This is a genomic window from Lignipirellula cremea, from assembly GCF_056501455.1.
Genome location: NZ_CM151415.1, coordinates 1,546,483 through 1,571,220, shown reverse-complemented (window position 1 = coordinate 1,571,220; position 24,738 = coordinate 1,546,483). Strand labels below are relative to the sequence as shown.

Below are 24,738 nucleotides of genomic sequence, written 5' to 3'. Positions count from 1 at the left end.
GGATTCGCGTTCGCACGGCGTTCGAGATCTGATCGCCTCCGCGGCGACTTACATCCGCTTGATTTCTTCGATCAGGTCGAGCGCCTTGCGGGCGTTCTCCAGACCGCCGACGGCGCGAATGAATTCGATGCCCGAGGTCAGGCCGTTGTCCGACATCTGAGCGGCAGCCTTCCGGACGCGGGGTCCGCGGGTCTTCGACGGCGCGCCGCTCTTGCGCTTCATGTTCGACTTGATGGTCGACACGTAAGCCGGCGTCGCCTCGATGCCGTGCTGATCCTTCAGATAGACCGAGATCTCGCGCGGGCTGTTGATCCCGGCGTCCATCGCCTGACGGATCAGTTCGGACTTGTTCGCGCCGTTGCCCCTCTTCTTCGCCATCGTTTCGCTTTCCTGATAAAGGCGAGCCGGCTGTCGTCGACCTCGACGGGATCGTAATCGCCCTGAATCGCCGAGACGCAATATAGGTCTCGACTAGAGAACTTAACCCCCAGAATACAGCTTGCAAAGTCGACGCAAGCGCTAATTCTGCAATAGATTCGCTGACTGAACGCGCGTATCAGCATTCCAGAGAGTATGGGCGAAGCGCCCGGCGACTATTCGATAGCGCCTTCCTGTTCGAGCGGAAATTCATGCAGGCGCCCGCCCGAACGGCATCTTGTTCAGTACGACGGAGCGCCGAAGGGACGCGCGATCGATCGCATATCGCGCGGATCGATCTTCCTCCGGTCGCGGCGATAAGAGGCGTTGTGCGTGAGACGCTGACGCGGTTGCGAGATGGATGAGGCGGCGCGTGCCCGGCGCCTGGATCGACTTCGACCGATGCAAAAGTCGAAGGTCGGGCTGCCGAGGCATTTCGCTGGTCCGCTCGAACGCGCCCGTATAATGCCGCTGCCCCGCCCGACGCGACCGTTACGACCGAAGCCCGCAGGAACGAAACCGGATGTCCCGACCTGAGACGTTGCAAGATCTGATCGACAGCGGCTGGCGTTCGCGAACGGTCAAAGAGGAGATGCGCGAGAACCTGCTCCGCCGGCTCGCCTCGGGCGAGAATCTCTACCCCGGCCTCGTGGGGTACGAAGATACCGTCATCCCGGAGCTCAACATCGCGCTCATCGCGGGGCATGACCTGCTCTTCATGGGCGAGAAGGGACAGGCCAAGTCCCGCCTGATGCGCAGGCTCACGACCTTTCTCGATCCGGAGCTACCGTATCTCGACATCGCGGGATGTCCGGTACACGAAGATCCTCTCAAGCCCATTACGAAGTTCGGCAGGGACCGTCTGGCGGAGGCGTCGCCATCGCAAATCCGAATCGGCTGGTGGAAGGCCGAGGACCGGTATGCGGAACGCCTGGCGCCGGGCACGAAGTTCGCCGACGTGCTGGGAGAGATCGACCCCGCCAAACTGTCCCAGGGGGTGAGCCTCTCCGCGGAGGAGGCGCTGCACTTCGGTCTCATTCCGCGAATGCATCGCGGCATCTTCGCGATGAACGAGATTCCCGAACTGGACGAACTGATTCAGGTCGGCCTCTTCAACATTCTCGAAGAGCGCGACGTTCAGATCCGCGGATATCCGATCCGATTCGATCTCGACCTGGCGATTCTCTTCTCCGCCAATCCGTCGACTTACAACCGCAGCGGAAAGGTCATTCCGCAACTCAAGGATCGCATCGGATCGGTCATTCATACGCACTATCCCAAGACGCGCGACGCGGGCATTCAGATCGTCGAACAGGAAGCGGGCATCTCGCTCGACGGCGAGTATCCGGTGCAGGTGCCCTACTTCATGAAGGAGATCGTGGCGCAGATCACGATCGAAGCGCGGAAGTCGCGGTACGTCGATCATCAGTCCGGCGTCTCCGCGAGGTTCAGCATGTCGAACTATCGCACGATGGTCGCCTCCGCGCGCCAGCGGGCCGTGCTGCATGGCGAGAAGCCCGCGGTGCCGCGGATCAGCGACCTGGGCCATCTGTATGCCTCGTCGCTGGGAAAGCTGGAACTCGATCTCATGGGATCGAGCCAGGTGAGCGAACGTCAGGCGCTCGACGCGATCATGGCCGAGGCGATTCGCGTCGTGTTCGAAGAGTACGTCGAACGCCACGGCCTGGATCAGATCGCCGACGCTTTCTCGAAGGGCGTGCGGATCGAGGTGGGCGACCTGCTTCCCTCCTCCTCTTACGCCGATCGCGCGAAGATCGTGCCGGAAGTCTGGGAGAAGGCGTTCGAGGTCAATCGACTGGACGATCCTGCCGTGCGTGCCTCGTGCATCGAGTTCGTTCTCGCAGGACTCTACGCCAGCGATCGCATCTCGCGTCGTCAGCAGCAGGGACGGATCTCCTACGAGATCGAATGAGTTCGCCTTTCCTGTAGGGCAGGCGCCCCGCCTGCCATGGAATCGATCGGTGGTTCGGATCGGCAGGCGGGGCGCCTGCCCTACAGGAACAAGGCCATGACTTCCTCGAAGAATCTACCCGTCGGCGGCGTCGTCCATACCTATCAGAAGTTCGATCCCAGGAACTTCCCGCCCCCGACGCAGCCTCCCTCCGACGTCGTCTCGCCGGCGATGGAGCACCTGCTCCAGTACGGCTCGACGCGACGGCTGACGCCCGAAGAACTCGCCCGGGCGATCCATATCGATCCCTCGATGATCCAGGGACTGGGGCCCAGCCTGGAGGCGCTTCGAAAGCTGCTCGAAGAGCGGAAGAAGAAGATCCTCGAGACGTACGAAACGTCCGCGGCAGCGGGGGAAGCCGAATCCCGCTACAGCAAGATCGCGGAGAATACGAAGCCGCCGAAGAAGCTGCGCGAAGCTTTTCAGAAGGCGACTTCGTCCCGGCAGTATCGCGACGTCGAGCGCCTGTGGTATGCCGCCGATCGCAGCGAGCCCGCCTTCGCGAAGACGCTGCTCCATCTGATGCAGCGCCTGGGCGACGTCTATCAGGTGGAAGAACTGATCGCGAAGTACGACTTCACCGGCCGCCAGGCGATGTCGGTCGAGAAGGCGCTCGAGGTCAAGGAAGAACTGGAAGAGATCGATCGCCTGCTGGAGCAGTTGAAAGAGGCGGAGAAGAACGCGCAGATCGCGATCATCGATATGGAGGCGCTGGCCGAGTTCGTCGAACAGGCGGACGTCGACCATCTGCGGGAGCTGCAACGGATCGTCGAGCAGTATCAGCGCGAAGCGCTGGAGCAGGCGGGCATCGAGAACAAGAACGGTCGCCTGGAAGTGACGCCCAAGGCGATGCGCGTCTTTCAGAGCAAACTGCTCGAACGGATCTTCGCGGCGCTGAAGCCTTCGCGCACGGGCCGTCATCGCAACGACGTCAAAGGCGAGGGCGCCGTCGAGACGCAGAAGTCGAAGGCCTATGAGTTCGGCGACAGCGTCTCCCAGATGGACATTCCGCAGTCGTTCATCAACTCGCTCATCCGCGAGCCGGGTGCGAAGTCTCCCATCCGTCTGACGCCGGACGATATCGAAATCCATGTCACGCGCAACACGCCGAAGGCGGCGACCTGCGTGGTGATGGATATGAGCGGCTCGATGCGGTACGACGGCCAGTACGTCAACGTGAAACGCATGGCGCTCGCGCTCGAAGGGCTGATCCGCCGGGAGTATCCGGGCGATCGGCTGTCGTTCCTGGAGATGTACTCGTTCGCCAAACCCTGCGCGAACGACAAGATCGTGGAACTGATGCCCAAGCCCGTGACGCTGTACGATCCGGTCGTGCGTCTGAGGGCCGACATGGCCGACCCCAACATCACGGAGTCGGCGATTCCCCCTCACTTCACGAACATCCAGCACGCGCTCCAGCTTTCGCGCAGGATGCTGGCCGCGCAGGACACGCCTAATAAGCAGATCGTGCTGATCACCGACGGCCTGCCGACGGCGCACTTCGAGGGGACGCAGCTTTATCTTCTCTATCCGGCGGATCCCCGCACGGAAGAGGCGACGCTCCGCGAGGGCCGCCTGTGCGCCCGCGAAGGGATCACGATCAACCTGTTCCTGATCCCGAGCTGGTCGCAGTCGGAGGAAGACGTTCGCTTCGCCTATCGATTGGCCGAGTCGACGAAGGGCCGCGTCTTCTTCACCGCCGGGAAGGATCTCGACCGCTTCGTGCTGTGGGATTACGTCGAGCGGAAACGGGAGATCCTGAGCTGACGAGACTTCGTCGTAGTACAGCCACTCGCTTTAGATCGTGAGTCTCAAGAGGGTGCCACTGGCTTTGCCAGTGCTGGAACGAACGGCTCGGTTGGACCTGTTGGACGATCGATCCAGACGCGGCACTGGCGGAGCCAGTGGCACCCAACGCCGTGCGGAAGAGGGCTCGGGGCGGGTCGGTAAGGCATTGCTCTAGGAAGAGTTGGGGCCTCCGGTCATCATCGGTTCCGCTTAAAGTTCCGATCCGATCGAGAGGCCCCAACATGATTGCATCGTATCCCGAGCGACTGGCCGCGGCGATGCGCGAGGTCCTGCCTGTGCGGCTTTTTCAGCGTTGATCGTGCATGGCGGCTCGGTCTGGACGCCGCATCGTCTGGTCTGGTCGGGCCTGTTCATGGCCTGGGCCGAGCCGAAGGAAGCGGTCGAGCGCTTTCGCGTCGTCGAAACGTTTCTGCGCACGATCCGTCCCGCCTGGCGAAAGGCGAACTCGTACAACGCCTGGATGGACGCCCTGGCTCGTGAAAGGGAGCGTCTCGTGCCTCGCGTCGTCGCCCGCTTGCGCGAGGTCATGCTCGGGATTTCGGACGAAGCAGGCGCTTCGCGAGCCGGTCGTCGGCAGAAACGCTGGGAGCCTTTCGCGGTCGACGGCAGTCGACTCGCCTGTCCTCGCACGCCGGCCAACCAGCGGGCGCTGGGCGACGTCGGAAAGCCCGACGGCATGCCGCAGATGTCGCTGACGGTTCTTTATCATCTGCGGCTGGGACTTCCCTGGGCGTTTCGCACGGGACCGGGGACGGCGGGCGAACGGACGCATCTGCTCGACATGGTCGACGAACTCCCCGGCGATGCGCTCGTCGTCGCCGACGCCGGCTTCGTCGGCTACGACCTCTGCGCCGCGCTGCTGGCGAAGGGACGCCATTTCCTGATGCGGGTCGGCGGCAACGTGCGACTGATCGACGGCCTGCGTTATCCGGGCGACGTTCCCGGTCGCACGGTCTATCTCTGGCCTGCCGACAAGCAGGACGCCGGCCTGCCGCCGATCGAGTTGCGTCTGATCGTCGTTCGGAAGCCGGGCAAGCTTCCGATTTATCTCGTGACGAGCGTGCCGGACGACGACCGGGTGTCGGACGCCGAGGCCGAAGCGTTCTACGACCGGCGCTGGGGCGTGGAGGTCTTCTATCGCACGACGAAGCAGACGCTCGAGCGTCGCACGCTGCGCAGCCGCACGCCGTCGCGATGCGAACTGGAACTGACGTGGTGCGTGCTGGGGGTCTGGCTGCTGGGGCTGATGGCGGCCCGCGATCTGTCCGCTGCCGGCGACGATCCCGCGGAAGTCTCTTACGCCGCGGCGATGCAGGTCGTGCGACGCACGTTTCGGGCAGGCTCGCCGCCGAGGAAGCACAAGGCCGCTCCGCCTCGAAGAGCCTGTCGCGATCGCCGAAGCTGCGCGGGCGTCTTCGCCGACTGCAAGAAGGACCGGTACGTCCGGCTGCGCCCGAAAGCGACGCGACCCTACCCGCGAAAGAAACGTCACCGCCCTCCTCAGCCGCCTGGAATCCAGCCGCCCAGCGCGAGACAACTTCAACTGGCCACGCGACTAAAGCCGCTCCGCCTACGCATCTGACGCACGGCGTTGAGTGGCACCCGGTCCCCTTCGGCGCCCCACACGTTCAGGCGAGTCGCTGTACTTCGATGTCGGTCGCCGCGCGCAGCGACATTCCCGCGATCGATACAATGCGCTCGTCGAACGAAGCGGGAGCCGGAACACCTGAGCGGGAGAGCGCGGTGAGCGAAGGGGCGAACGAACTGAAGGCGCTGATCGAGCGCTGGAATCGCGACTACGTGGCGCTGCACGTCGCGAAGGAAGACGCCTTCTGGACGGCCTACATGGGGCTGGCCGACGATGCGACGGCGGCGCGAGCGGAACTCGACCGCCGCGAAATCGCCCTGAAGAGCTGGCTGCAGGATCCGACGCAGCTCGAAACGGCTCAAGGCTGGACCGCCCGTTTATCGGGCGACGGCGGCGACGCCGGACTCGCCGCGGGCCTGACCCCGGAAGAGCGACTGGCGCTGGAGGGCTGGGAGCGGACCTTCTCCGCGAACGTCATCCCGTCTGCCGAAGCCAGGGCTCTCGCCGAAGAGATCGTGCATGACGAGGGAAGCCTCGCACGCGCCCGGTCGTCGATGAACCTGGGCTATGAAGACGCCAGCGGGAAGTTCGTCCCGGCGAGCTCCGTCCGGCTGGGACTGCTGGTCCGCAACGATCCCGACCCGGCGCTTCGCAAAGCGGCGTGGAAGGGACTCCGTTCGATCGAGACCTGCGCACTGAACAACGGGTTCGTCGAACTGGTCCGCAAACGTAACCAGCTCGGTCGCTCGCTCGGCGGCGAGGATTACTACGACTGGAAGGCGAAGCAGGCTGAGGGGGTCTCCAAGGCCCAGATCTTCGAACTGCTGGGCGATCTGGAGGAGCGAACTCGCGAAGCAGGCGATCAGGCGGTGGAACTTCTTCGATCGCGGTCGGTCGGCGACGCCGGGTCGGAGAGCGCCGCGACGCCGTGGAACGCTTCGTACGCGATCTCGGGCGAGGTCTCGAACGAATTCGACCGCTACTTCCCGTTCAGCAAATCGCTGGAGCGCTGGGGCCGCGCGTTCGCCGCGATGGGACTCGACTACCGCGGCGCCGCGATGGCGCTCGATCTGGTCGACCGGAAGGGGAAGTACGAAAACGGCTTCATGCACGGACCCGAGCCGGCCTGGACCGACCGGGGCACGTGGAACCCGGCCCGGATTCAATTCACGGCGAACGCCATCCCGGGGCTCGCCGGCTCGGGACGCCGGGCGACGGAAACCTTCTTCCACGAGGGCGGCCACGCGATTCACTTCGCGAACATCGACATGCCCTCCCCCTGCTTCGCGCAGGAGTTCGCCCCGACCTCCGTCGCGTTCGCCGAGGTGCAGAGCATGTTCTTCGACGGCATGCTCGACGACGCCGACTGGCAACGCCGCTACGCCCGGACCGAGGACGAACGCGAGGTTCCCTGGGAGCTGATCGAGAAGACGATTCGCCTGCGGCAGCCCTTCGCCGCATGGAGCCTCCGCGCGATGCTCGTCGTGCCGTTCGCGGAGAAGGCGATCTACGAGATTCCCGACGACGAACTGACGGCGGAGCGGATTCTGCACGAGATCCGCCAGGTCGAGACCCGCATCCTCGGACTCGAAGACGGATCGCCCCGGCCCGTCCTGTCGGTGCCGCACCTGCTCGCAGGCGAGTCGAGCGCCTACTACCACGGCTACGTCATGGCCAACATGGCGGTCGAGCAGACGCGGGATTACTTCCTCCGCCGGGACGGGTACCTCCTCGACAATCCGCGGATCGGGCCCGATTTGCGCGACGCATACTGGAAGCCCGGCAACCGCTACAACTTCTTCGATTACGTCTCGCGTCTGACCGGCGATCAGCCCAGCGCCGTTCCGCTGGCGAATCGCGTCAATCGAAGCGTGGAGGAGGCGGTCGCTCGCGCGCGGGAGAGCTTCGATCGCGAGCCGTCGCTGCCGAAGGGTCCGGACAGGGTGGACCTGAACGCGAAGATCGCGGTCCGGCACGGACGCGAGACGATCTGCGAATCTCACGATGCGGCGTCGTTCGCCGAGGCTTCCCGAACGTTCGCCGCCTGGATCGATTCGCTGGAATCGCAGAACCTCGCGGCGAAAGCGTAGCGGACCCCAGCCATGAGCATCGGGCATTCATCGCTGGCGTCGCTCTGCCGCCGACTCGGCGAATCGCTGAAGGCGGGCGTCGATCTGCGCTCGTTCCTGCAGCGCGAATCGACCCGGGTCTCGCCGACCTATCGTCAACGGATGGCGAACCTGTACGACCGTCTGATGGCGGGCGACACGTTCGCGGAAGCCGTGCGGGGGCAGGGAGACTGGTTTCCCCCGCTGCTCGGCGAGATGGTCGAGGTCGGCGAGCGCAGCGGACGGCTGGACGAGGCCCTGCTGCAACTGGCCGACTATTACGAGATGCTCGTCCGGACGCGGCGAGAATTCCTGGTCGCGCTCGCCTGGCCCTTGATCCAGTTCTTCGCCGCGCTGGTCATCGTCAGCGGGCTGCTGATCCTGCTGGAGTTCATCGCCCCGGGGAAGATCGATATTTCCGGCCTCGGCATTTACGGCTTCTCCGCGGCAGGCCTGTTCCTGCTCGTCGTCGGCCTGCTGACGACCGCGATCGTGCTTCCCGTGGTGGCCGTACTGCGGGGCTGGCTGGGACCGCTGCCGATCGCGGTGGCGGGTCGGGTTCCGGGCCTGAAGGAATTAGCGCTCAGCGGGGCGGTCTCGCGTTTCTCCTGGACGCTTTCCGCCGGCATCGACGCGGGTCTCGACGCCAGGGACGCGATGAGCCTGGCGCTGCGATCGTCGCGACAGCCGCTCTGGATGCCGCTCGAACGCGACATCGCCCGCCAGATCCAGAACGGAAGCTCCTTTCACGACGCGCTCGCGAGCACGGGTCGCTTCTCCGACGATCTGCTGATCGCGCTCGATCAGGGAGAGATGACCGGACGCGTGCCCGAATCGATGCGGGAGGTTTCCCGCGAGTATCATGAACGGTGGAAGACCGCCGTTCGCGTCGCCTCGGTCATCGCGGCGTTCGTCGTCTGGGCGCTCGTCGCGGCGATGATCGTCGTGCTGATCTTCCGGCTCTTCTGGGTCGCCTACCTGGGACCGATGTACGAAGCGCTCGAGATGGTGAAGTAACTCGAAGCTTCCAGCGCTCCTGCCTCAAGAAAGCCTGCCTGATGACTCTCATCGACCTGTTGCGCCGGACGCGGCTCGCCGGCGGTTTCGTCGTTTTCGCCGTTCTCGCGACGGCTCTGGCCTTCGCTCCGACGCTGCGAGCTCAGGAGGCCGACGACGCGCCGCCCGCGCTGACGGAGTATATGGGCCGCCCGATCGCGCAAACCATGCACTGGCAGGGCGCGGAGTGGCTGATTCGCGATTCGCGCGAGCGGGAGGAACGCTGCTCGCTGTTACTGACGAACCTGGGCCTGAAGAAGGGCATGACCGTCTGCGACATGGGCTGCGGAAACGGCTACTACTCGCTGAAGATCGCCAAGCTGATCGGCGAGGAAGGGAAGGTCTACGCGGTCGACGTCCAGCCCGAGATGCTGCAGTTCCTTCTGCAAAGGGCGAAAGAAGAGAAGGTCGACAACATCGTCACGATCCAGGGGAAGTTCCACGACCCGCAGCTTCCGCCGGACTCCCAGGATCTGATCCTGCTGGTCGACGTCTATCACGAATTTTCGCACCCGGTATCGATGCTCGCCGGGATGCGGAACGCGCTCAAGGCGGACGGACTGATCGCGCTCGCGGAGTACCGAGCGGAAGATCCCGAGGTGCCGATCAAGCCGCTGCACAAGATGACCAAGAAACAGATCGTGAAGGAGTACCAGGCGAACGGGCTCTACCTGGTCAAGGAGTTCGATCGGCTCCCCTGGCAGCACTTGATGTTCTTCTCCAAGAACGAGAGGGATCAGATCGAACCGAACCTCGACTGGGCGGAGAAGAAGGGCCGGGCTCCGAAGAAGCCGACCGGCGTTTCGAGCCAGCAGGATCAGGAAGCGCCCGCGCAGCTGGAAGTGGGTCGGGAGGAGACTCCGTGAGCGATCACGACGATCATGGAGCGGGCGGCCTGAAGAAGGCGCGTCGCGAAGCGGAGAAGCTCGGCGTACCGGACGCTCGACGGCACCTCTTCTTCTGCGGCGATCTCAAGCGGGCGAAGTGTGCCGGCAAGCGGGAGATGCTGGAAAGCTGGAAGCATCTCAAGAAACGTCTGAAGGAACTACGCCGCGAGAGCGATCTGAAGACCCTCGCGACGCCGACCTACTGCGTCGACGTCTGCAAAGGGGGGCCGATCGTGCTCGTCTATCCTGACGGCATCTGGTACGGCGCCGCGTCGCCCGCCAATCTCGACAGGATCGTGGACGAGCATCTTCTGGGAGGGCGGGTGGTCGAGGACCTGGTTCTCTCGCGCACGCCCGCCGGCCCCTGCGGGTGGGGAAACCAGATCGCCCCGTAGATCTTTCGGCGCTCCGCGCGAACCAGCCGGCGATTCGCACCGTCGATTCCTGGGAGGCTCGATCGCGGGCGAAAACCGCAAGGCCCGTCGGATCAGGGACTTACAGAACAATCTCGCGATCAGGTCTTTTCCGAAGAAGTTACGGCCGATAAATTACGAGCGTCATGTTTGCGCCCCCTTCGTCTAGTGGCCCAGGACATCGGATTCTCAGTCCGCAAACAGGGGTTCGACTCCCCTAGGGGGTACTTCGGCGATCCGAACGCGGTTCGGATCGTCTCTTGCGGTGGGTGTAGCTCAGTTGGTTAGAGCGTCAGATTGTGGTTCTGAATGTCGAGGGTTCGAATCCCTTCATCCACCCTTGCTGTTTCGACGAATATTCTGCTGAGCGACGCTGACGCAGACTGCCGCTGCTGAGGCGAACCGATCAACCCGCGAGGATTTCCTCCGCGGGTTTTTTCGTGGCGTCGGCCATTGCTCTGGAGCGCCACACGCGTGGGAGTCACCCATTCCTCCGCCGTGGGGCTTCATCCCGCCAGAGCGGCTCCATCGGCGCATACCGTGTCGGACATTCCCACGGAGGGCTTACGCCCTCCGCTCGCCGAAAGGAACGCTACACGCGAATGAAGAACGCGTCAGCGGCGCGGCGCTTCGACCTTCGCCCAGAACGGATGCTGGCGATCGACTCTCAGCCGCGCGTCTTCCAGCATCACGCCCAGATCGGGAACGACCGCGACGGCACGGTTGTTGATCTCGATACGCTTCGAGAAGTCGACCATCTCGGGCGCCAGGCAGACGGTCGGGTTCTTTCCCGAGGCGGTGACCATCAGCAGCGAGTCAGAGACGATCTTCGCGTCGATCGCCGCCGCAGGGGGGAAAATCTTTTCCGGAAAGTTGAACGGATCGATCATGTTCTGATCGGGCAGCCCGACGGCCTCCACGTACCAGAAGGCGTTGTCCCAGGGGCGCTGGGTGGCGACCTCGAACTCCTTCGGGAAGGGGTCGCGGCGATGGAGCTTCATCCAGACGAAGAATTGCTGGATCTCGTCGTGGAAGCTCTCGTGCCCTCGTCCGCGATACTCCGCGATCACGATGTCGTGCTTCGAGTTGCGGAGGTAGTAATTGAAATCGTTCCCGTTGACGACCATCTTGTCGCCGTCGAGTTCGCCGGTCACGAAGTACATCGGCATGTACTCCGCGTTCTTCGCGTAACGCGTGATGAAGCGATGCGAGAGGGGGACGATCGGCAACACGCCCGCCCAGAGATCGGGGTGCGCGATGGCGATGTCCCAGGCTGCCGTCGCGCCTTGCGAATGGCCTGACAAGAAGACGCGGTCGGTGTCGATCGAAACCCGGCAGCAGGCGTCGCGAAGGGCGTTGACGACCGAGGCGTGTTCGAGCGCGGAGAATTCGTAGTCTCCCTGCCCTTCGGCCAGATACTGCGCCGCGATGACGATGTAGCCGTTGCGGGCCGCCTGGCCCATCCGCATCGTTCCGGCCGGATCGTAAGAGCCCGCCCACCACTCGATCTGCTTCTCGGGCGACACGCCCGCGGCGCCGAGCGTCACGATGCAGGGATACTTGCGGTAGGGATCGTATTCGGGCGGAAGCTGGATGACGTAGCTCATCGTCACCTCGGGGGTGACCGGCGTCGGCAGCGAGTAGAGGCCCGGCTTTCCCTGAACCTCTTCGGGCAGGTCCATCGGCGGCGTCATCGCGCGGAGAATCTTGGCCACGTATTCGGGACGCGACGCTTCCTGACGCTGAATCTCGTCGAGCGCCGTCGTTCGCGTGACCAGATCGGCGCCGCGCAGATAGACGCGGACCAGATCGCGGACCTGCAGCGCCGAGATTGCCAGTTCGAAGTCGTTCACGCCCTCGCCCGAACCGAAGATCCATCCCGTTACGGCGAGCGAGATCTTCTCCTCGTCCTTCAGGGACGCGTCGCCCTCCAGCCGCAGGTAATCCGCCAGTCGGGGGAGCGTCTCCGTGCGCAGATCGGCGTCGAGCTCGGCCAGGAAGTTCTCCAGCCGCGCGCGGGTTCCCTCCTCTTCGATCGCGGCGATGCGAGTCTTGAGGGAGGTGAGCGTCAGCTCTCTTCGCTCGGCGTCCTTCTGGTACGCCTGAATCATTTCGCTCAGACGGAGCAGCGTTTCGCCGGCGACCCCGTCGGTGGGAAATCCTGACGCGATCGCCTTCACCGTATCGTGCTGGCCGGCGTCGCGTCGCTGCGCGACTTCGTCGACCAGTTTGCGCGCCGCGGCCTGCTTCACGGCCACGACCTGATCCTTGAGATCCTCGTGATCGGGAAAGTCCTTCGTCATCGCCTCCAGTTCGACGAGCGCGTCGTAGTAGCGATCCGAGGCGAGAAACAACCGCACCAGGCGCTGGCGATCGTCGAGATTCTTGACGTCGATGTTGCGATAGACGACCTGGCGGATCAGGTCGCGCGGAAGAGAACTGGTGGCGATGCGGGAGTCCCAGGTGACGTCCGACTGACCCTGAAGCGATTCGAGCTTCGTATAGAGGGGCGTGATCTCCGTGATGCCCTGATAGATATCGACGGGACCTTTCGACGAGCGCATGCGGAAGCGTCGCCGACCGGTCTCGTCGAAGCCGGTGACTTCGATGATGTCGCCGACTCCCGCGATCCGGCGAGCGGCAGCGGGGGCGGTCTTCTGCCGGATGCGGATGCCCTGCGGCGGCGCGGCGGGCGACGGCGTGACCGTCTGCAATTGCACCATCGGGAAGAAGTACCGCCGAAGGTCGTCGTCGACCAGCAGGATCGGCTTGCTCTCGAAGCCGCCCGAATCGGCCGAGACGACGGCCTCTCCCATTTTGCTGATTTTGCCGGGCGATCCGGTTAGTTGCATTCCGCTGCGCAGCGTGAAGACGTCGGCGAACGCCGGCGCGCCGAATGCAATCGACGCGGCAAGCGCCAGGAACGCCTGCGAGATGACCGCGGCACGACTAGAATGAACTGACCGCATCCGAACTCCTTCGCAGCGCCATGCTCGTAATCGACGGGCCTCGAACGCCGTAAAGCGACCGAAGGGAGCCCGATATCCCGGGTTCCGTCCGACCGCCGAAAGCGTTCGGACCGCAGCGAGCGAAATGCCCCACCTCTCGATTGTGGCGTCCGGGATCGTTTAATCAACTCTGCGAGCGCCGCGAAGCTCGCGTTCCTGCCGACGACGATCCGTCGCGATGCCGATTCGATTCGCCTGCCCTCACTGCGAAAAGACGCTGAAAGTCGACGATCGCTTCGGCGGCCGGCGGGCGAAGTGTCCCAATTGCCGCGTTCCGATCGAGATTCCGGAGCAGTCGGTCGCGAAGACGCCGGTCGAATCCGCCGGCCCCGCAATCCCGAGCGAAGCGATTCCCGAGCCGGGCGATCGACCGGGGGGAGGAAAAGCGCTTCCGAAATCCGCGCCGGACGTCGACGCCGCACGCTTGACCGCGAACCAGAACGCAGGTGACGCTGCGCCTTCGAAGCAGGAGGCCGCTCGCGAGGAAGGAGTCCCTGCTCCCGCGACTTCGCAGATAGTCCCGAAGACTCCGCCTCCCTTCGAATCGATCGCGGCGACTGCCGGTCAGTCAACGACAGCCGGACCTCCCGCCGAAGTTCCGCCGCCGGATTCCGACGACGAACCGTTCGCTTCGCCGTTCGAGGTCTTCGACGACGATGCGGAGTTCGTCTACGCCGAAGGGTACGGTCGCGAAGAATCGGAACGGTTTCTCGTCAGCCGAACGCGGCTCGCGATCCCGCGCGCCTTCGTTTATATGCAGGGGGCGCTGCTGGCCGCGGTCGCCGTCCTGTCGTTCACGCTCGGCTGGGCTTTCGGCGGATCGGGAGCCTTCCGCACGGCCGAGGCGCCTCGCGGGCCCGTGACTTTGTCGGGAACGATTCGGGTCGAAGGTTACGACGGCCCGATCGCGGCGTCGGCAGGGGCTCTCGTCGCGATTCTTCCGGGGGAACGCCGTCCGTCGGAGAAGATCGCCGTCGACGGCCTGCGCCCTTCCGAGATCGGGCGCATCGTTCCGCCTCGAACGCTCGGCGCGATTCGCGAGATGGGCGGGGCTTTGGCCGTGAGCGACAGCCGGGGCGAGTTCACCGCGGAACTTCCGCAGCCGGGCGAGTACCACGTCCTGGCCGTGCTGCCGGACGTCTATCGCCCGACCACGTCGCAGATCGCCCTCGCGGATCTGGCGCGACTGGGCGACTACTTTCTGCTTCCCGACCAGCTCATCGGCGACTGCCGGTATGCGTTGCAGACCGAGCGGATCGACGAATCGGAAACGATCGAGATCCGCTTCCCGTAGCGTGGCGGCGGCCTGAGCCGCGTCCCGGCGAGCTTACGCTAGGGCCTTGCTCATCTCTTCCTTGATCGACTTCTCGATCTGTCCCTTGAAGGCCATGGCCATGAAGGGAAGATCGCCGTGAATCCGGGCGCTTGATTCGTCGACGGTCAGCTTTCCCTTGATGGTGGCGCCGAACGTCTTGAACGAGAAGTCCATCGCGTTGTCGGACCAGTTCTCCGTCCAGTCCTTGATCTGCCCCTCGAAACGCTTTTTCATTCCGGCGGACAGAGAGTGAAGCCGCTGGACCGCCTTTTCCTGCCCCATGGGATTGGGGACGGTGACGTCGAAACCTGGCATGCCGATTCGCCTATCGTCGCGTATGAATCCGACCGCCTGAGGCCCTGCTGCCGTCAGGCGACGCATTATCCTAGCGGTTCGGCGAGATCAGAGCAGCGGGCGAACGTCCAGACGTGTCCAGACGACGTTCCCGCTCGACCGTTCGATCGGAGAGAACGCGATCGATCAGGCGTCGCTGGAGCTTTCCGCGTACCAGCGGCAGTCGCGAGGATGCCAGAGCGGCAATCCCGTCGCCGCGCGGCGAGCCAGTTCTTCGACCTTCTCCGCGCTTCCAGGCAGCGCGCCGGTGAACGCGTAGGTCGTCGGATCGACGGACTGTGGCTCGTAGTCCCAATCGCCCTGGCGGATCGCTTCAAGGATGGAAGACATCGTTACGCAGAACTCCGGTGGTGGCGGGCGTCGTCGCACGATACGAATCGAACGACGGCGAGCGAGGTCTCTCTTCGAGCTTCGTACGAACCAGATCGTCTGAAGCGATCGTCTGCGAAGCGGACGACGACCCGAGATCTAAAAGGTCGCTCGAAGAGAGTGCGCCGCGCGCTAGATAGCGCTACGACGTTCGCTCTTCGACATTGTTCAGCGCTGGGAGCGAACTTCAAGCGAAATCCGGCGCCAGCGGCGATGAGTCGCACGCCTGCGCGAACGTGCATCGCGCCTTCTAAGCGCGATCCTTCGAGCAGGCCTCGTTCGCCTCAGCGTCAAACTCGACCGAGGAAGCCGCATCCTGCGCGATCGCTTCCTGAAGCGCGGCGATCCGCGTCAAGTCGATGCGGCTCGTGCGATCCCCAACGCAGGCGGCGCCGCGCACCGCGATGACGTCGGCGCCCAGCTCTCTTACGGACGTTACGTCGTCGATGCCCAGCGAACCGGCGAGCGACACGAGCAGGCCGGCGTCGTGCGCCTGCGCGACGCAGCTCCGCAAACGAGTCTGCGGCAACGCCGTGAGTCCCAGCCGCGGCGCTTTTCGGAAGGTATCGAACAGCATTCCGATGCAGCCTTGCTCGATCGCCAGTTCGACGATCTCTTCCGGAGGCGGCGCGCCAGCCGCGTTATAGTCGACGTAAGCGACCGCGATCGGCGTAACGCCCGCCGGTAACGATCGCCAAGCCTCCGTCAACGCATCGCGCCAGTCCGCGCGATGCGCAAGTCCCGCCGGGCCGAATTTGAACAGAGCATAGCCCCCCAGATCGCACGACGAGACGCGCTCCGCGCTTTCGGGATCGCCCGTTCGCTCGATCGCTTCGCCGGCGGCGAAACTGAGGATCGAGCTCCCCTGCACGGCTTCGGCGACTTCGCGCAGCGTCGCATCGTCGGCCCTGCCGAGCGCCCCGCGCGAAGGCTCCTTGACGTCGATCACCTCGACGCCCGCCGCTGCGGCGACGCGAGCTTCCTCGGCGTCGCGAACGCTGACGAGCAGTCGCAGCGGCTGGCCGGCGCTTCGGCGAAGCAGGTTCGCCGGCGAACGGGACGTCGCGATCGAAAAGGGGGTCATGCGAAACGGAGCGGAAGAGAACAGGATTTCTGACGGTTCCGCCCCGCCGTCATCCGGCGGACCGAGCGGGGAATCGACCCGCGCCGCCGGTTGTCGTACGATGCACCCACACACATAGGACGAGCCGACGCAGGCTCGACGCTCGCCGGCTGGCGTCGCCGCCGGAAACGACGCCGCCGCGGACACGGATGAACGACACGCCCCTTCGCTATACCTACGTCCGCTCGCCGCGCGAGCTGTCCGACCTGATCGACCGGCTGGAAGGCGCGGAAACGGTCGCCTTCGACACGGAGTTCGTGTCGGAGCACAGTTATCGGCCGGAACTCTGCCTGATTCAAGTCGCAGCCGACGGCGTGCTCGCCGCGATCGACACGCTCGCGATCGACGACGTGACGCCCTTCTGGCGATTTCTGGTCGAACACGATCATCAGACGGTCGTTCACGCCGGCCGAGAAGAGTTCCGCTTCGTACGGAGCGCGACCGACGCTCATCCCGAGGACTGGTTCGACGTTCAGATCGCCGCAGGCCTCGTCGGCTTCGACTACCCTGCCGCGCTCGGCAACCTGCTCGGCACGTACGTCGGCGTCCAGGTCGCGAAGGGGGAGGCCCGCACCGACTGGCGCCGCCGACCGCTGGATCCCGCGCAGATCGAGTACGCGATGCAGGACGTCCTGCATCTGGCGGAGTTGCGGAACGTGCTCGAAGACCGGCTCGATAAACTGGGCCGGCTCGAGTGGCTCTACTCCGAAATCGATAGCTGGCAGGTCGAGCAGCTCGCCCTCGAATCGAAGGAACGCTGGATTCGCGGCGCGGGAATCGGCTCGCTCTCGCCGCGAATGCTGGCCGTCTATCGTGAGGTCTGGCTCTGGCGGGAAGGCGAAGCGGAACGCCGGGACCAGCCGCTGCGTCGGGTGCTGCGCGACGACCTTCTGGTGGAACTGGCCAAACGTCGCACGTCCGATCCCAAGAGCATCCGCATGATTCGCGGGCTCGACCGGGGCGATCTTCAGAGTCAGCTTCCCGCGCTCGCGCGTGCGGTGGAGCGCGGGCTCTCGCTGCCCGAGTCGGAACTGCCGCAACTCGACAAGACGCCCTCTCCGCCGCAGATGACGCTGCTGGTGCAGTTCCTGTCCTCGGCGCTCGGCAGCGTCTGTCGCCACGCACAGGTCGCGTCGAGCCTGGTGGGAACGGCGAACGATCTGCGGGATTTCCTCGCCGATCGCATGGGCCTGCGGCGAGACGAAAGCGAACCGCCGGCCCTGGCCCAGGGATGGCGAGCGGAGGTGATCGGCTCGCGGATCGACGAGATTATCTCCGGCAAGCTGGCCGTAAGAGTCGCTCGTCCGAAAGCCGACGATCCGCTCGGTTTCATCCCCGTAACCGAAGCGATGCTCGACGAGGAGACTCGCGTCGGCGGCAAGAAGACGAGCGAGAAGCCGCGCCCGCGCTCGGGCCAGCGGCGTCGCACGTCGGAGTAACCGCGCGACGGAGAATCTGGCGAACGGAGGGCGTCAGCCCGCCGTGGCACCTTGCCGATCGGATCCGGAATCCCTTAGTTCGGCTGGAACTCGCCGCCGGACGCCGGACCGAAGGACGGACCTTCGGCGGGAACGAATCCGGAGCTTTGCGGAGCGGGCAATTGCGTCGGCGGCTGAAGCTGGCTGGCCGGCTTCGGCAACGGCGCCGGATCGGAGGCCGACGACGACGAACCGCTCAGGGTTCCGGGAGCGCTGAGCCCCGGCGCCGTGCGAGTTCCGCCGGTTCCGGTCGCGGGGGCGTTGAACGGCTTCGACGGCAGCGCCGCCGTCTTCGGGAAGCTCGTCATGGCGTCGCCGTAGAACTGCGTCGAGTCCTCGGCCACCAGGCGCGTCTCGGTCTCCGCACAAAGCACCTGGCCGCGGAAGATGTGGTGCCCCGGCTTATGAGCCTTGGCCGTCACCTTCAGGACGACTTCGTCGGAGGCCCCGACGGACGCCAGCGGATCGAAGACGACCTGCCCTGCTTCGATCTTCGATCCGGCGCCCTGGGCGGAGACCGGTTCGATGCCGTCGGAGAACTGCGCCACGACGCGGACGTCCTTCGCGGCCTTGGCGCCGCGATTGGACACGGTGATTTCGTAGATCACTTCTTCGCCGACGGGCAGCGGTCCCGCGGGATCGTTGACGGTCAGCTTCAGATCGGCGACCGCTTCCACGCGAGTCGCGACGCTTTGACGAGCGAAGACGTCCCCTTCGGCGCGGGCGCCGATCTCGACGGTGCGATCGCCCGGGCCCTTCGCCTCGCAGCGGAAGGTGAAGTCGCGACCTTCCCCGGGAGCGAGTTGTCCGATCGGAATCCGGACGCCCCCCTCTTCGGCGACGGCGCCTTCGACGCCGCTGAGGTAGACCAGTCCCTCAGGAAGCGCGATCGCGGCCAGCACGTCCTTCGCGACGGCCGTGCCCGTGTTCGTGACGCGAAATTTGTATGCCGCGGCAGCGCCGGCGTATGCGAAGGGTTGCCCCGACGCGGCGATGGCCAGTTCCGCCCGGCGGACCAGCACCTTGACCGAAGCGTTCGCGGCCAGACCGCCCGCCCCGGTGGCTTTCGCCGCGATGGTCTGTTCGCCCGCCTTGGTGGCGTCGAATTCGATGGTGATTTCCTTGCGACCGCCGGCAGGCAGCGCGCCGATCTTCGTCGACGTCGGAGAATCCTGCGAGCCGTCGAGCGGCGACAGGCTCAGTTCGATCTCGTCGGCTTCGCCGTCGCCCGGGTTCGACACGACGATCGTGTAGCGGCGGGTCTCGCCGTACAGCGCCTCGGGCGGTCCGCTGATCGCGAGGTCGAGCTTCGGTTCGCGGACGGCGACCGTCTTCGTGATCGCGGGCGCCATCTGCACCCAATCGAGACCGAACTCGATCGGCTGATTCTTCCGGGGGACCAGACGGCAGGTCATCGTGGCCGTCTGCGAACCGCGGATGTCGTTCAGCGACCAGCGGATCTCCTGCGTTGCTCCGTCCTCGGAAGCGTTCTCGATCTGGCCCCGATCGCCCTCGACGGTCGCGATTTCCGCCCAGACCGGAAGCGTCACGCGCAGCAGCATTTCGGCCGCCGGAGCCTGCGAACGGTTTTCCAGCACGACGCGATAGGTCGCTTCGCGATTGATCGAGAGCGTTTCAGGGCCTTCGACGGAAACATGAATCTGCGGACCGGGCGAGACGAGCAACGCCGTCGGCGCGGGAGCGGCGAGCGGCTCCTTCGGAAGGGCGGCCACCTTTTCCATCGGACCGGACGCCGGAAGGCTCGGCGGCGCCGAGTTCGCGGGACGAGGCGACCCGACCGGCAACGCCGCAGGATTCGTCTGCGGAGTCGCGGAGGGCGTGCCGAGGCCAGGAGAGGTCGGCTGCAGCAGCGGGATCGATTCGACGCTGCCGCGCATGCCGGCCGAAGGGACGATCGGACCGATGCCGGGAGCGGGGAGCGGAGCGGCTTCGACTCCGCCCGAGAGCGGCGTCGGCGCCGAGCCTCGTTCGATGCCGGGGCTGACGGGAGCGAACGCGGTCGGCGGAGCGCCTTCGCGAACGGTCCGCCGCGACGAACGCTGATTCGGATCCTCCGTCGCTGCCGCGGGCTGAACGCCGTACATCGCGTTCGGAGTCGGAACGTATTCCGATCCGACCGCCGGCTGGACGGGATAGGTCCCGGGCTGACCGGGATACCCCGTCGGCTGCCCGGGATACCCCGTCGGCTGCGCGGGAAAGACGACTTGCTGAGCAGGATTCGCCGCGGGCTGCCCCGGATAAAACGTATTCGGGGTCTGCGCGAACAGAACGCCGCCGACGCCGATAGCGCAGGGGGCGATTCCGAAGGCGAAGAGGGCCGTGATAGTTCGGCGTGTCATATTCCGCTCGCGATGACCGAGTGCGCGAAGAGGACGGGGTCCATCGACCGTTTTCGGCAGGCGAAGGGGCGCCGCTTGAGAGGATTTTGCGGGTCATAGCAAAAGCGCCGGTCGTATCGCCAGACCGGTCGGCGTTCAAGAAACCCTTCGAGCACTGTCCGCGGCTCGCGAGCGGCACGAAAGATCAGGGAACACGCGACGCGGAATCACGCTTGGGCAGCGATTTCAGCACTTTCCGATCCGGGCGGCGCAAGCCGCAAGAGGAGCGACGGAACGTTCGCCATGTCGGTCGATGAAGTCGGCGCGTTCCGGCTTGCGCTTCTCTTGTCGACTCGTCGACCCAAGTTGACAAGCAACCTGGGCCACCCGGATCTTCGCGCGCCGACCGCAAGACGCGTTGCGAGGGCCCGGCGTGCCGTCCGCAGGCGGGATCGGTCGCCTGCTTTCCAGCGGAATGCAGGCGGCTAACGCTGCGTCGCGTCGCTCACCAGAATCCGGATCATCTCCGTATCGATCGGCTTGGTGACGTGGCGATCGAACCCGGCTTCGATTGCGCGACGTTTGTCCTCGTCCTGTCCCCAGCCGGTGACCGCGACGAGCGTCATCTCCTGGCCCCAGGCTTCCGCCCGGATCTTCCGGGCCGTGTCGTAGCCGTTCATGCGCGGCATGCCGATATCCAGGAGGACCAGCCGCGGGAGAAACGACGCCGCTTTTTCCAGCGTTTCGACGCCGTCGTAGGCCGTGTCGACCTCGTGCCCCATCAGCGTCAGCATCTTCGAGAGGATATCGACGGCGACTTTGTTATCGTCCGCGATCAGGATGCGGCTGCTCGACAGGGCAGCCGCATCGTCGCCGCCGCTTCGGTTCGCGTTCGACGCACGCTCCGGCGATCGGGCGAGAGGAAGCGTCACGACGAACTCGCTTCCCGCTCCCAAACCGTCGCTGGAAGCGGTCACTTTTCCCTGATGCATTTCGACCATGCCGCGCACGAGCGCCAGGCCGATGCCGAGGCCTCCTCGCGACCGTTCGAGCGTCGCATCGACCTGCGAGAACATCTCGAAGAGCCGCGGCAGATGGACCGGCGAGATGCCGACCCCCTCGTCGCGGACCGAGACGACTGCTTCGCTCCCTCGCCGCGCGACCTTCAGGTCGATGCGGTCGCCTCGCTCTGAATACTTCGAGGCGTTGCTCAGCAGATTCGCGACGATCTGGGAGATGCGGACCGGGTCGGCGAAGAGCGGAACGGGCTCGCTTGGAAGATCGACCGTCAGGCGCTGTTCCGCCTCGTCGACCATCGGCTGAATCGACTGCACCGCCGAGCGCACCGCCGCGGAGAGGTCCATGTGCTCCTTGCGGAGCCGCATCTTGCCCTGGTTCAATCGCGAGATTTCGAGCAGGTCGTCGATCAGACGAATCATCTGACCGAGTTGCTGCTCCATGATCGCGCGCGTCTCTTCGATCGTTTCGGCGTCGTCTGCGACGAACTTGAGCAGGTCGAGACCCGTCCGCAGCGGAGCGAGAGGATTTCGCAGCTCATGCGCCAGGATCGCGAGGAACTCGTCCTTGCGACGACTGGCCTCGAGCAGAGCCGCGTTCGATTCGTGGAGTTCGGCGGTGCGCGACTCGACGCGACGCTCGAGGTCGGCGTGGGACTCCCGCAGGCGCTCTTCGGACTGCTTTCGTTCGGTCAGATCGCGCGTGACCTTGGCGAAGCCGCGAATGTTTCCGTCGCCGTCGTGCAGCGCCGTGATCACGACGCTGGCCCAGAAGAACGTCCCGTCCTTTCGGACCCGCCAGCCCTCTTCTTCGAAGCGACCTTCCCGCCGCGCGATCTCCAGTTCCTGATCCGGCCACTTGCGCTCGACGTCGTGGGGCGTGTAGAAGCGCGAGAAGCGCTCGCCGATGATCTCCTCGGCGGAGTACCCCTTGATCTGCTGAGCGCCGGCGTTCCAGGTGGCGACGCGACCTTCCGGGTCGAGCATGAAGATGGCGTAGTCGCGCACGCCCTCGATCATCAGACGAAAGCGTTCTTCGCTCTGGCGAAGATCCTCTTCGTATCGCTTGCGCTCGGTCAGATCGCGGGTGATCTTGGCGAAGCCGCGAACATGCCCTGAGGCGTCCTTCAGGGCGGTGATGACGACGTTGGCCCACAGCGTCGTGCCGTCTTTGCGGACGCGCCAGCCTTCGTCCTCGAACCGTCCCACGCGGGCGGCGACTTCGAGCTCGTACTCGGGCCAGCCGCGCTCGACCGCTTCGTCGGGATAGAACTGCGAGAAATGACGGCCGAGGATCTCGTCCGCCCGATAGCCCTTGATCTCCGTCGCTCCGGCGTTCCAGGTGACGACGTAACCGTGCGCGTCCAGCAGGAAGATGGCGTAGTCCTTGACGTCGCCGACGATCCGCTGGAACTGTTCCGCGTCCTGCAACAGGGACGGATCAGGAGTCGCAAACGGTTGTCTTGCCATCAACGCTGCACGCTGGATGTTCGCTCGCCGTCTCCCCTGCCCAGGGTCCGGTCATTCAATTCTAGGTCGGCCCGTCCTTTGCGGTAGGCGTCGGAATCGCCTTGAGATACGGGAGCGACTTGCCGCTGCGGATTACCGACGTTCGGTTCGCCGATGGCGGAGTGCGAAGGCGTCAGTTCGCTCCCGTGGAAGTCGATCGGTCTGGAATTCGCCTCGCGGCTCCGTACCCGACCGGAGTTTTCCGTCGGCTCCGCCCGCGGAGCGTAGCAGTAGCGGCGCTGAACGCCTTCGCCGATCATCGGCCCGCCGTTTGCGAACGAGCGATTCGGCTGCGAGCGACCCCGCGACAGCCGCCCCTCCCTTCCTCTGAAACAGCGGCTGATGACGGCGACGAAGGAACTGCGTACGCGACTGCACGAGCGGTTCGGCTTTCGCTCGTTCAGGCCCGGTCAGATCGAGGCGGTGCGTTCCGCGATGCAGGGGAACGATACCCTCGTCGTGATGCCGACCGGCTCGGGCAAGAGCGTCTGCTTTCAACTGCCGGCGCTGGAACTGGAGGGGACGACGATCGTCGTCAGCCCCCTGATCGCCCTGATGAAGGATCAGGTCGATCGACTGCGCGAACGGGGCGTGAGCGCGGTCGCGGTGAACAGCGCCCTGTCAGCCGCGGAGCTGCGCGACGTCGAAGTCCGCATCGCGGAAGGGCGATTCGCCTTCGTCTACGTCACGCCGGAGCGGATCGCGATTCCGGAGTTTCGCGATCTTCTCAAACGTCAGCCGATCGATCTGTTCGTCGTCGACGAGGCGCACTGCGTCAGTCAGTGGGGGCACGACTTCCGTCCCGAGTTTCTGTCGCTGGGCGAAGCGATCGCCGACTTGGGCAGGCCGCCCGTGCTCGCGCTCACGGCGAGCGCGACGACCGAGGTGGTCGACGATATTCTCGACCAGCTCCGCATCCCGGACGCCGAGGTCGTCCATACCGGGTTCTTCCGCCCCAACCTCGAACTGGTCGTCAGCCCGGTCGTGGGGGACGACGAAAAGATGGCGCAACTTCGGGCGCTGCTCGCGGAGACCGACGGGACCGGAATCATCTACGCGGCGACGGTGCAGGCGGTGAATCAGATCGCCGACGCGCTGACGACCGACGGGCACGACGTCGAGGCTTATCACGGTCGGCTGGGCGCCAAACGCCGGACCGCGGCTCAGGATCGCTTCATGGCGGGCGACCTGAAAGCGATGGTCGCCACGAACGCCTTCGGGCTCGGCATCGACAAGGCGGACATTCGCTATGTGATTCACTATCACCTGCCGGGCAACATCGAAGCGTATTACCAGGAGGCGGGCAGGGCAGGGCGCGACGGCGAACCGGCCTGCTGCACGCTGCTGTACGATCCTGCCGACCAGAAGCTGCAGAAGTTCTTCCAGGGGCGGCGCTACCCTGACGAGGGCGATCTGGTCAACGCGTACCACGCGCTCGAATTGCTCGCCGAAGAGACCGAGGCGTCGACCGCGGACGAGATTCACGCGCGCTCGCCGCTGGCGAAGACGCGGATGCAGGTTTGCCTGGCGCTCTTCGCCAACCGCGGCATCGTCCGCAGCGAAGCGGGACGCCGGTACCGGTTGCTGAAGAAGGGACTCTCGCGAGAGGACCTCGCCCGGGCGGGTCAGTCTTACCAGGACCGGCAAGAGCGCGATCTCCTTCGCCAGCGCCAGATGGGCGAGTATGCGGAGTCGTCGAAGTGCCGCTGGCGGGCGATGATCGACTACTTCGGCGGAAACGGGCTGCCGGACGCTGGCTGCGGCTGTTGCGACAACTGCTCGCCGGTTCGAGCGACCGGCGAAGCCGCGTGATGCGCGACAGGCGCGCCGGCGGGGAAATCCGATTTAGGCGTTAAACCTTGCGGCGCGTAACGAAGGCAGGGGCGACTTCAAAATCGCTCGGCGACCGCGAGTCCCTTTCGATGGGCTTCCGATCGCGGCGGGAACGATAAGTTCCGAGCGCCTCGAAATCCGAAG

General features: G+C 65.1%; 17 protein-coding genes and 2 tRNA genes. 12 read left to right on the top strand and 7 right to left on the bottom strand.

All coding sequences use genetic code 11. From position 1 onward, the window contains the following. Positions 1–48 precede the first annotated feature (48 nt). Positions 49–378, bottom strand: a complete 330-nt coding sequence (locus tag SH602x_RS06130) for a hypothetical protein (RefSeq protein WP_479469328.1) — start codon at positions 376–378, stop codon at positions 49–51. A gap of 562 nt (positions 379–940) precedes the next feature. Here SH602x_RS06130 and SH602x_RS06125 point away from each other — a divergent pair. The 9 genes from SH602x_RS06125 to SH602x_RS06085 all read left to right on the top strand — a co-directional run bounded on the left by SH602x_RS06125 (position 941) and on the right by SH602x_RS06085 (position 10,589). Continuing rightward, complete coding sequence (locus SH602x_RS06125) at positions 941–2,350, top strand: magnesium chelatase ATPase subunit I (RefSeq protein ID WP_479475943.1); 1,410 nt, start codon at positions 941–943, stop codon at positions 2,348–2,350. Between the two features lie 96 nt (positions 2,351–2,446). Beyond that, on the top strand, positions 2,447–4,156 hold the full coding sequence (locus tag SH602x_RS06120; RefSeq protein WP_479475942.1) for a vWA domain-containing protein: 1,710 nt from the start codon (positions 2,447–2,449) through the stop codon (positions 4,154–4,156). Positions 4,157–4,496: 340 nt separating this feature from the next. Continuing rightward, the gene (locus SH602x_RS06115; RefSeq protein WP_479475941.1) at positions 4,497–5,780 is read left to right on the top strand and encodes an IS4 family transposase; all 1,284 of its coding nucleotides are present in this window, start codon (positions 4,497–4,499) and stop codon (positions 5,778–5,780) included. Between the two features lie 110 nt (positions 5,781–5,890). After that, positions 5,891–7,876 (top strand): M3 family metallopeptidase, encoded by a 1,986-nt coding sequence (locus SH602x_RS06110; protein ID WP_479475940.1) that lies wholly within the window; start codon positions 5,891–5,893, stop codon positions 7,874–7,876. A 12-nt stretch (positions 7,877–7,888) separates the two neighbouring features. Next, positions 7,889–8,911, top strand: a complete 1,023-nt coding sequence (locus SH602x_RS06105) for a type II secretion system F family protein (protein WP_479475939.1) — start codon at positions 7,889–7,891, stop codon at positions 8,909–8,911. Positions 8,912–8,952: 41 nt separating this feature from the next. Beyond that, positions 8,953–9,816 carry a class I SAM-dependent methyltransferase gene (locus tag SH602x_RS06100; RefSeq protein ID WP_479475938.1) on the top strand — a complete coding sequence of 288 codons (864 nt, stop codon included), beginning with the start codon at positions 8,953–8,955 and terminating at the stop codon, positions 9,814–9,816. Then, the gene (locus tag SH602x_RS06095) at positions 9,813–10,232 is read left to right on the top strand and encodes a (2Fe-2S) ferredoxin domain-containing protein (protein WP_479475937.1); all 420 of its coding nucleotides are present in this window, start codon (positions 9,813–9,815) and stop codon (positions 10,230–10,232) included. Before SH602x_RS06100 ends, SH602x_RS06095 begins: the two co-directional genes overlap by 4 nt. Before the next feature lie 172 nt (positions 10,233–10,404). After that, positions 10,405–10,477 (top strand) — tRNA-Glu (locus tag SH602x_RS06090). Between the two features lie 38 nt (positions 10,478–10,515). Continuing rightward, a tRNA-His gene (locus SH602x_RS06085) sits at positions 10,516–10,589 on the top strand. Between the two features lie 275 nt (positions 10,590–10,864). On the opposite strand, the gene SH602x_RS06080 is transcribed toward SH602x_RS06085, so the two are convergent. Then, positions 10,865–13,219, bottom strand: coding sequence for a carboxylesterase family protein (locus SH602x_RS06080; protein ID WP_479475936.1), 2,355 nt, complete (start codon positions 13,217–13,219; stop codon positions 10,865–10,867). A gap of 217 nt (positions 13,220–13,436) precedes the next feature. On the opposite strand from SH602x_RS06080, the gene SH602x_RS06075 reads away from it, so the two are divergent. Then, positions 13,437–14,552 carry a zinc ribbon domain-containing protein gene (locus tag SH602x_RS06075; RefSeq protein WP_479475935.1) on the top strand — a complete coding sequence of 372 codons (1,116 nt, stop codon included), beginning with the start codon at positions 13,437–13,439 and terminating at the stop codon, positions 14,550–14,552. Positions 14,553–14,585: 33 nt separating this feature from the next. Here the strand turns inward: SH602x_RS06075 and SH602x_RS06070 are convergent, their stop codons facing one another. The 3 genes from SH602x_RS06070 to SH602x_RS06060 form a co-directional block, all read right to left on the bottom strand. Continuing rightward, positions 14,586–14,888, bottom strand: coding sequence for a polyhydroxyalkanoic acid system family protein (locus SH602x_RS06070; RefSeq protein ID WP_479469337.1), 303 nt, complete (start codon positions 14,886–14,888; stop codon positions 14,586–14,588). Positions 14,889–15,053: 165 nt separating this feature from the next. Continuing rightward, positions 15,054–15,257, bottom strand: a complete 204-nt coding sequence (locus SH602x_RS06065) for a hypothetical protein (RefSeq protein WP_479469338.1) — start codon at positions 15,255–15,257, stop codon at positions 15,054–15,056. Positions 15,258–15,546: 289 nt separating this feature from the next. Beyond that, positions 15,547–16,380, bottom strand: a complete 834-nt coding sequence (locus tag SH602x_RS06060; protein ID WP_479475934.1) for a (5-formylfuran-3-yl)methyl phosphate synthase — start codon at positions 16,378–16,380, stop codon at positions 15,547–15,549. A 188-nt stretch (positions 16,381–16,568) separates the two neighbouring features. On the opposite strand from SH602x_RS06060, the gene SH602x_RS06055 reads away from it, so the two are divergent. Continuing rightward, a complete protein-coding gene (locus tag SH602x_RS06055) occupies positions 16,569–17,858 on the top strand; it encodes a ribonuclease D (RefSeq protein WP_479475933.1) in 1,290 nt (429 codons plus the stop codon). 74 nt (positions 17,859–17,932) lie between these two features. Here the strand turns inward: SH602x_RS06055 and SH602x_RS06050 are convergent, their stop codons facing one another. Both SH602x_RS06050 and SH602x_RS06045 read right to left on the bottom strand, forming a co-directional pair. Then, positions 17,933–20,257 carry a COG1361 family protein gene (locus SH602x_RS06050; protein ID WP_479475932.1) on the bottom strand — a complete coding sequence of 775 codons (2,325 nt, stop codon included), beginning with the start codon at positions 20,255–20,257 and terminating at the stop codon, positions 17,933–17,935. A 464-nt stretch (positions 20,258–20,721) separates the two neighbouring features. Next, the gene (locus SH602x_RS06045) at positions 20,722–22,683 is read right to left on the bottom strand and encodes a PAS domain-containing hybrid sensor histidine kinase/response regulator (protein WP_479475931.1); all 1,962 of its coding nucleotides are present in this window, start codon (positions 22,681–22,683) and stop codon (positions 20,722–20,724) included. Positions 22,684–23,103: 420 nt separating this feature from the next. Between SH602x_RS06045 and SH602x_RS06040 the strand changes: the two genes are divergently transcribed. Beyond that, on the top strand, positions 23,104–24,573 hold the full coding sequence (locus SH602x_RS06040) for a RecQ family ATP-dependent DNA helicase (RefSeq protein WP_479475930.1): 1,470 nt from the start codon (positions 23,104–23,106) through the stop codon (positions 24,571–24,573). Positions 24,574–24,738: the final 165 nt, after the last annotated feature.

What these genes read in the sequence shown, in the direction of transcription:
- SH602x_RS06055 (WP_479475933.1), top strand. Translation starts at nt 16,569, where the DNA reads ATGAACGACACGCCCCTTCGCTATACCTACGTCCGCTCGCCGCGCGAG.
- SH602x_RS06040 (WP_479475930.1), top strand. Translation starts at nt 23,104, where the DNA reads ATGACGGCGACGAAGGAACTGCGTACGCGACTGCACGAGCGGTTCGGC.
- SH602x_RS06060 (WP_479475934.1), bottom strand. Translation starts at nt 16,380, where the DNA reads ATGACCCCCTTTTCGATCGCGACGTCCCGTTCGCCGGCGAACCTGCTT.
- SH602x_RS06125 (WP_479475943.1), top strand. Translation starts at nt 941, where the DNA reads ATGTCCCGACCTGAGACGTTGCAAGATCTGATCGACAGCGGCTGGCGT.
- SH602x_RS06080 (WP_479475936.1), bottom strand. Translation starts at nt 13,219, where the DNA reads ATGCGGTCAGTTCATTCTAGTCGTGCCGCGGTCATCTCGCAGGCGTTC.
- SH602x_RS06105 (WP_479475939.1), top strand. Translation starts at nt 7,889, where the DNA reads ATGAGCATCGGGCATTCATCGCTGGCGTCGCTCTGCCGCCGACTCGGC.
- SH602x_RS06130 (WP_479469328.1), bottom strand. Translation starts at nt 378, where the DNA reads ATGGCGAAGAAGAGGGGCAACGGCGCGAACAAGTCCGAACTGATCCGT.
- SH602x_RS06075 (WP_479475935.1), top strand. Translation starts at nt 13,437, where the DNA reads ATGCCGATTCGATTCGCCTGCCCTCACTGCGAAAAGACGCTGAAAGTC.
- SH602x_RS06120 (WP_479475942.1), top strand. Translation starts at nt 2,447, where the DNA reads ATGACTTCCTCGAAGAATCTACCCGTCGGCGGCGTCGTCCATACCTAT.
- SH602x_RS06100 (WP_479475938.1), top strand. Translation starts at nt 8,953, where the DNA reads ATGACTCTCATCGACCTGTTGCGCCGGACGCGGCTCGCCGGCGGTTTC.
- SH602x_RS06070 (WP_479469337.1), bottom strand. Translation starts at nt 14,888, where the DNA reads ATGCCAGGTTTCGACGTCACCGTCCCCAATCCCATGGGGCAGGAAAAG.
- SH602x_RS06050 (WP_479475932.1), bottom strand. Translation starts at nt 20,257, where the DNA reads ATGACACGCCGAACTATCACGGCCCTCTTCGCCTTCGGAATCGCCCCC.
- SH602x_RS06065 (WP_479469338.1), bottom strand. Translation starts at nt 15,257, where the DNA reads ATGTCTTCCATCCTTGAAGCGATCCGCCAGGGCGATTGGGACTACGAG.
- SH602x_RS06110 (WP_479475940.1), top strand. Translation starts at nt 5,891, where the DNA reads ATGCGCTCGTCGAACGAAGCGGGAGCCGGAACACCTGAGCGGGAGAGC.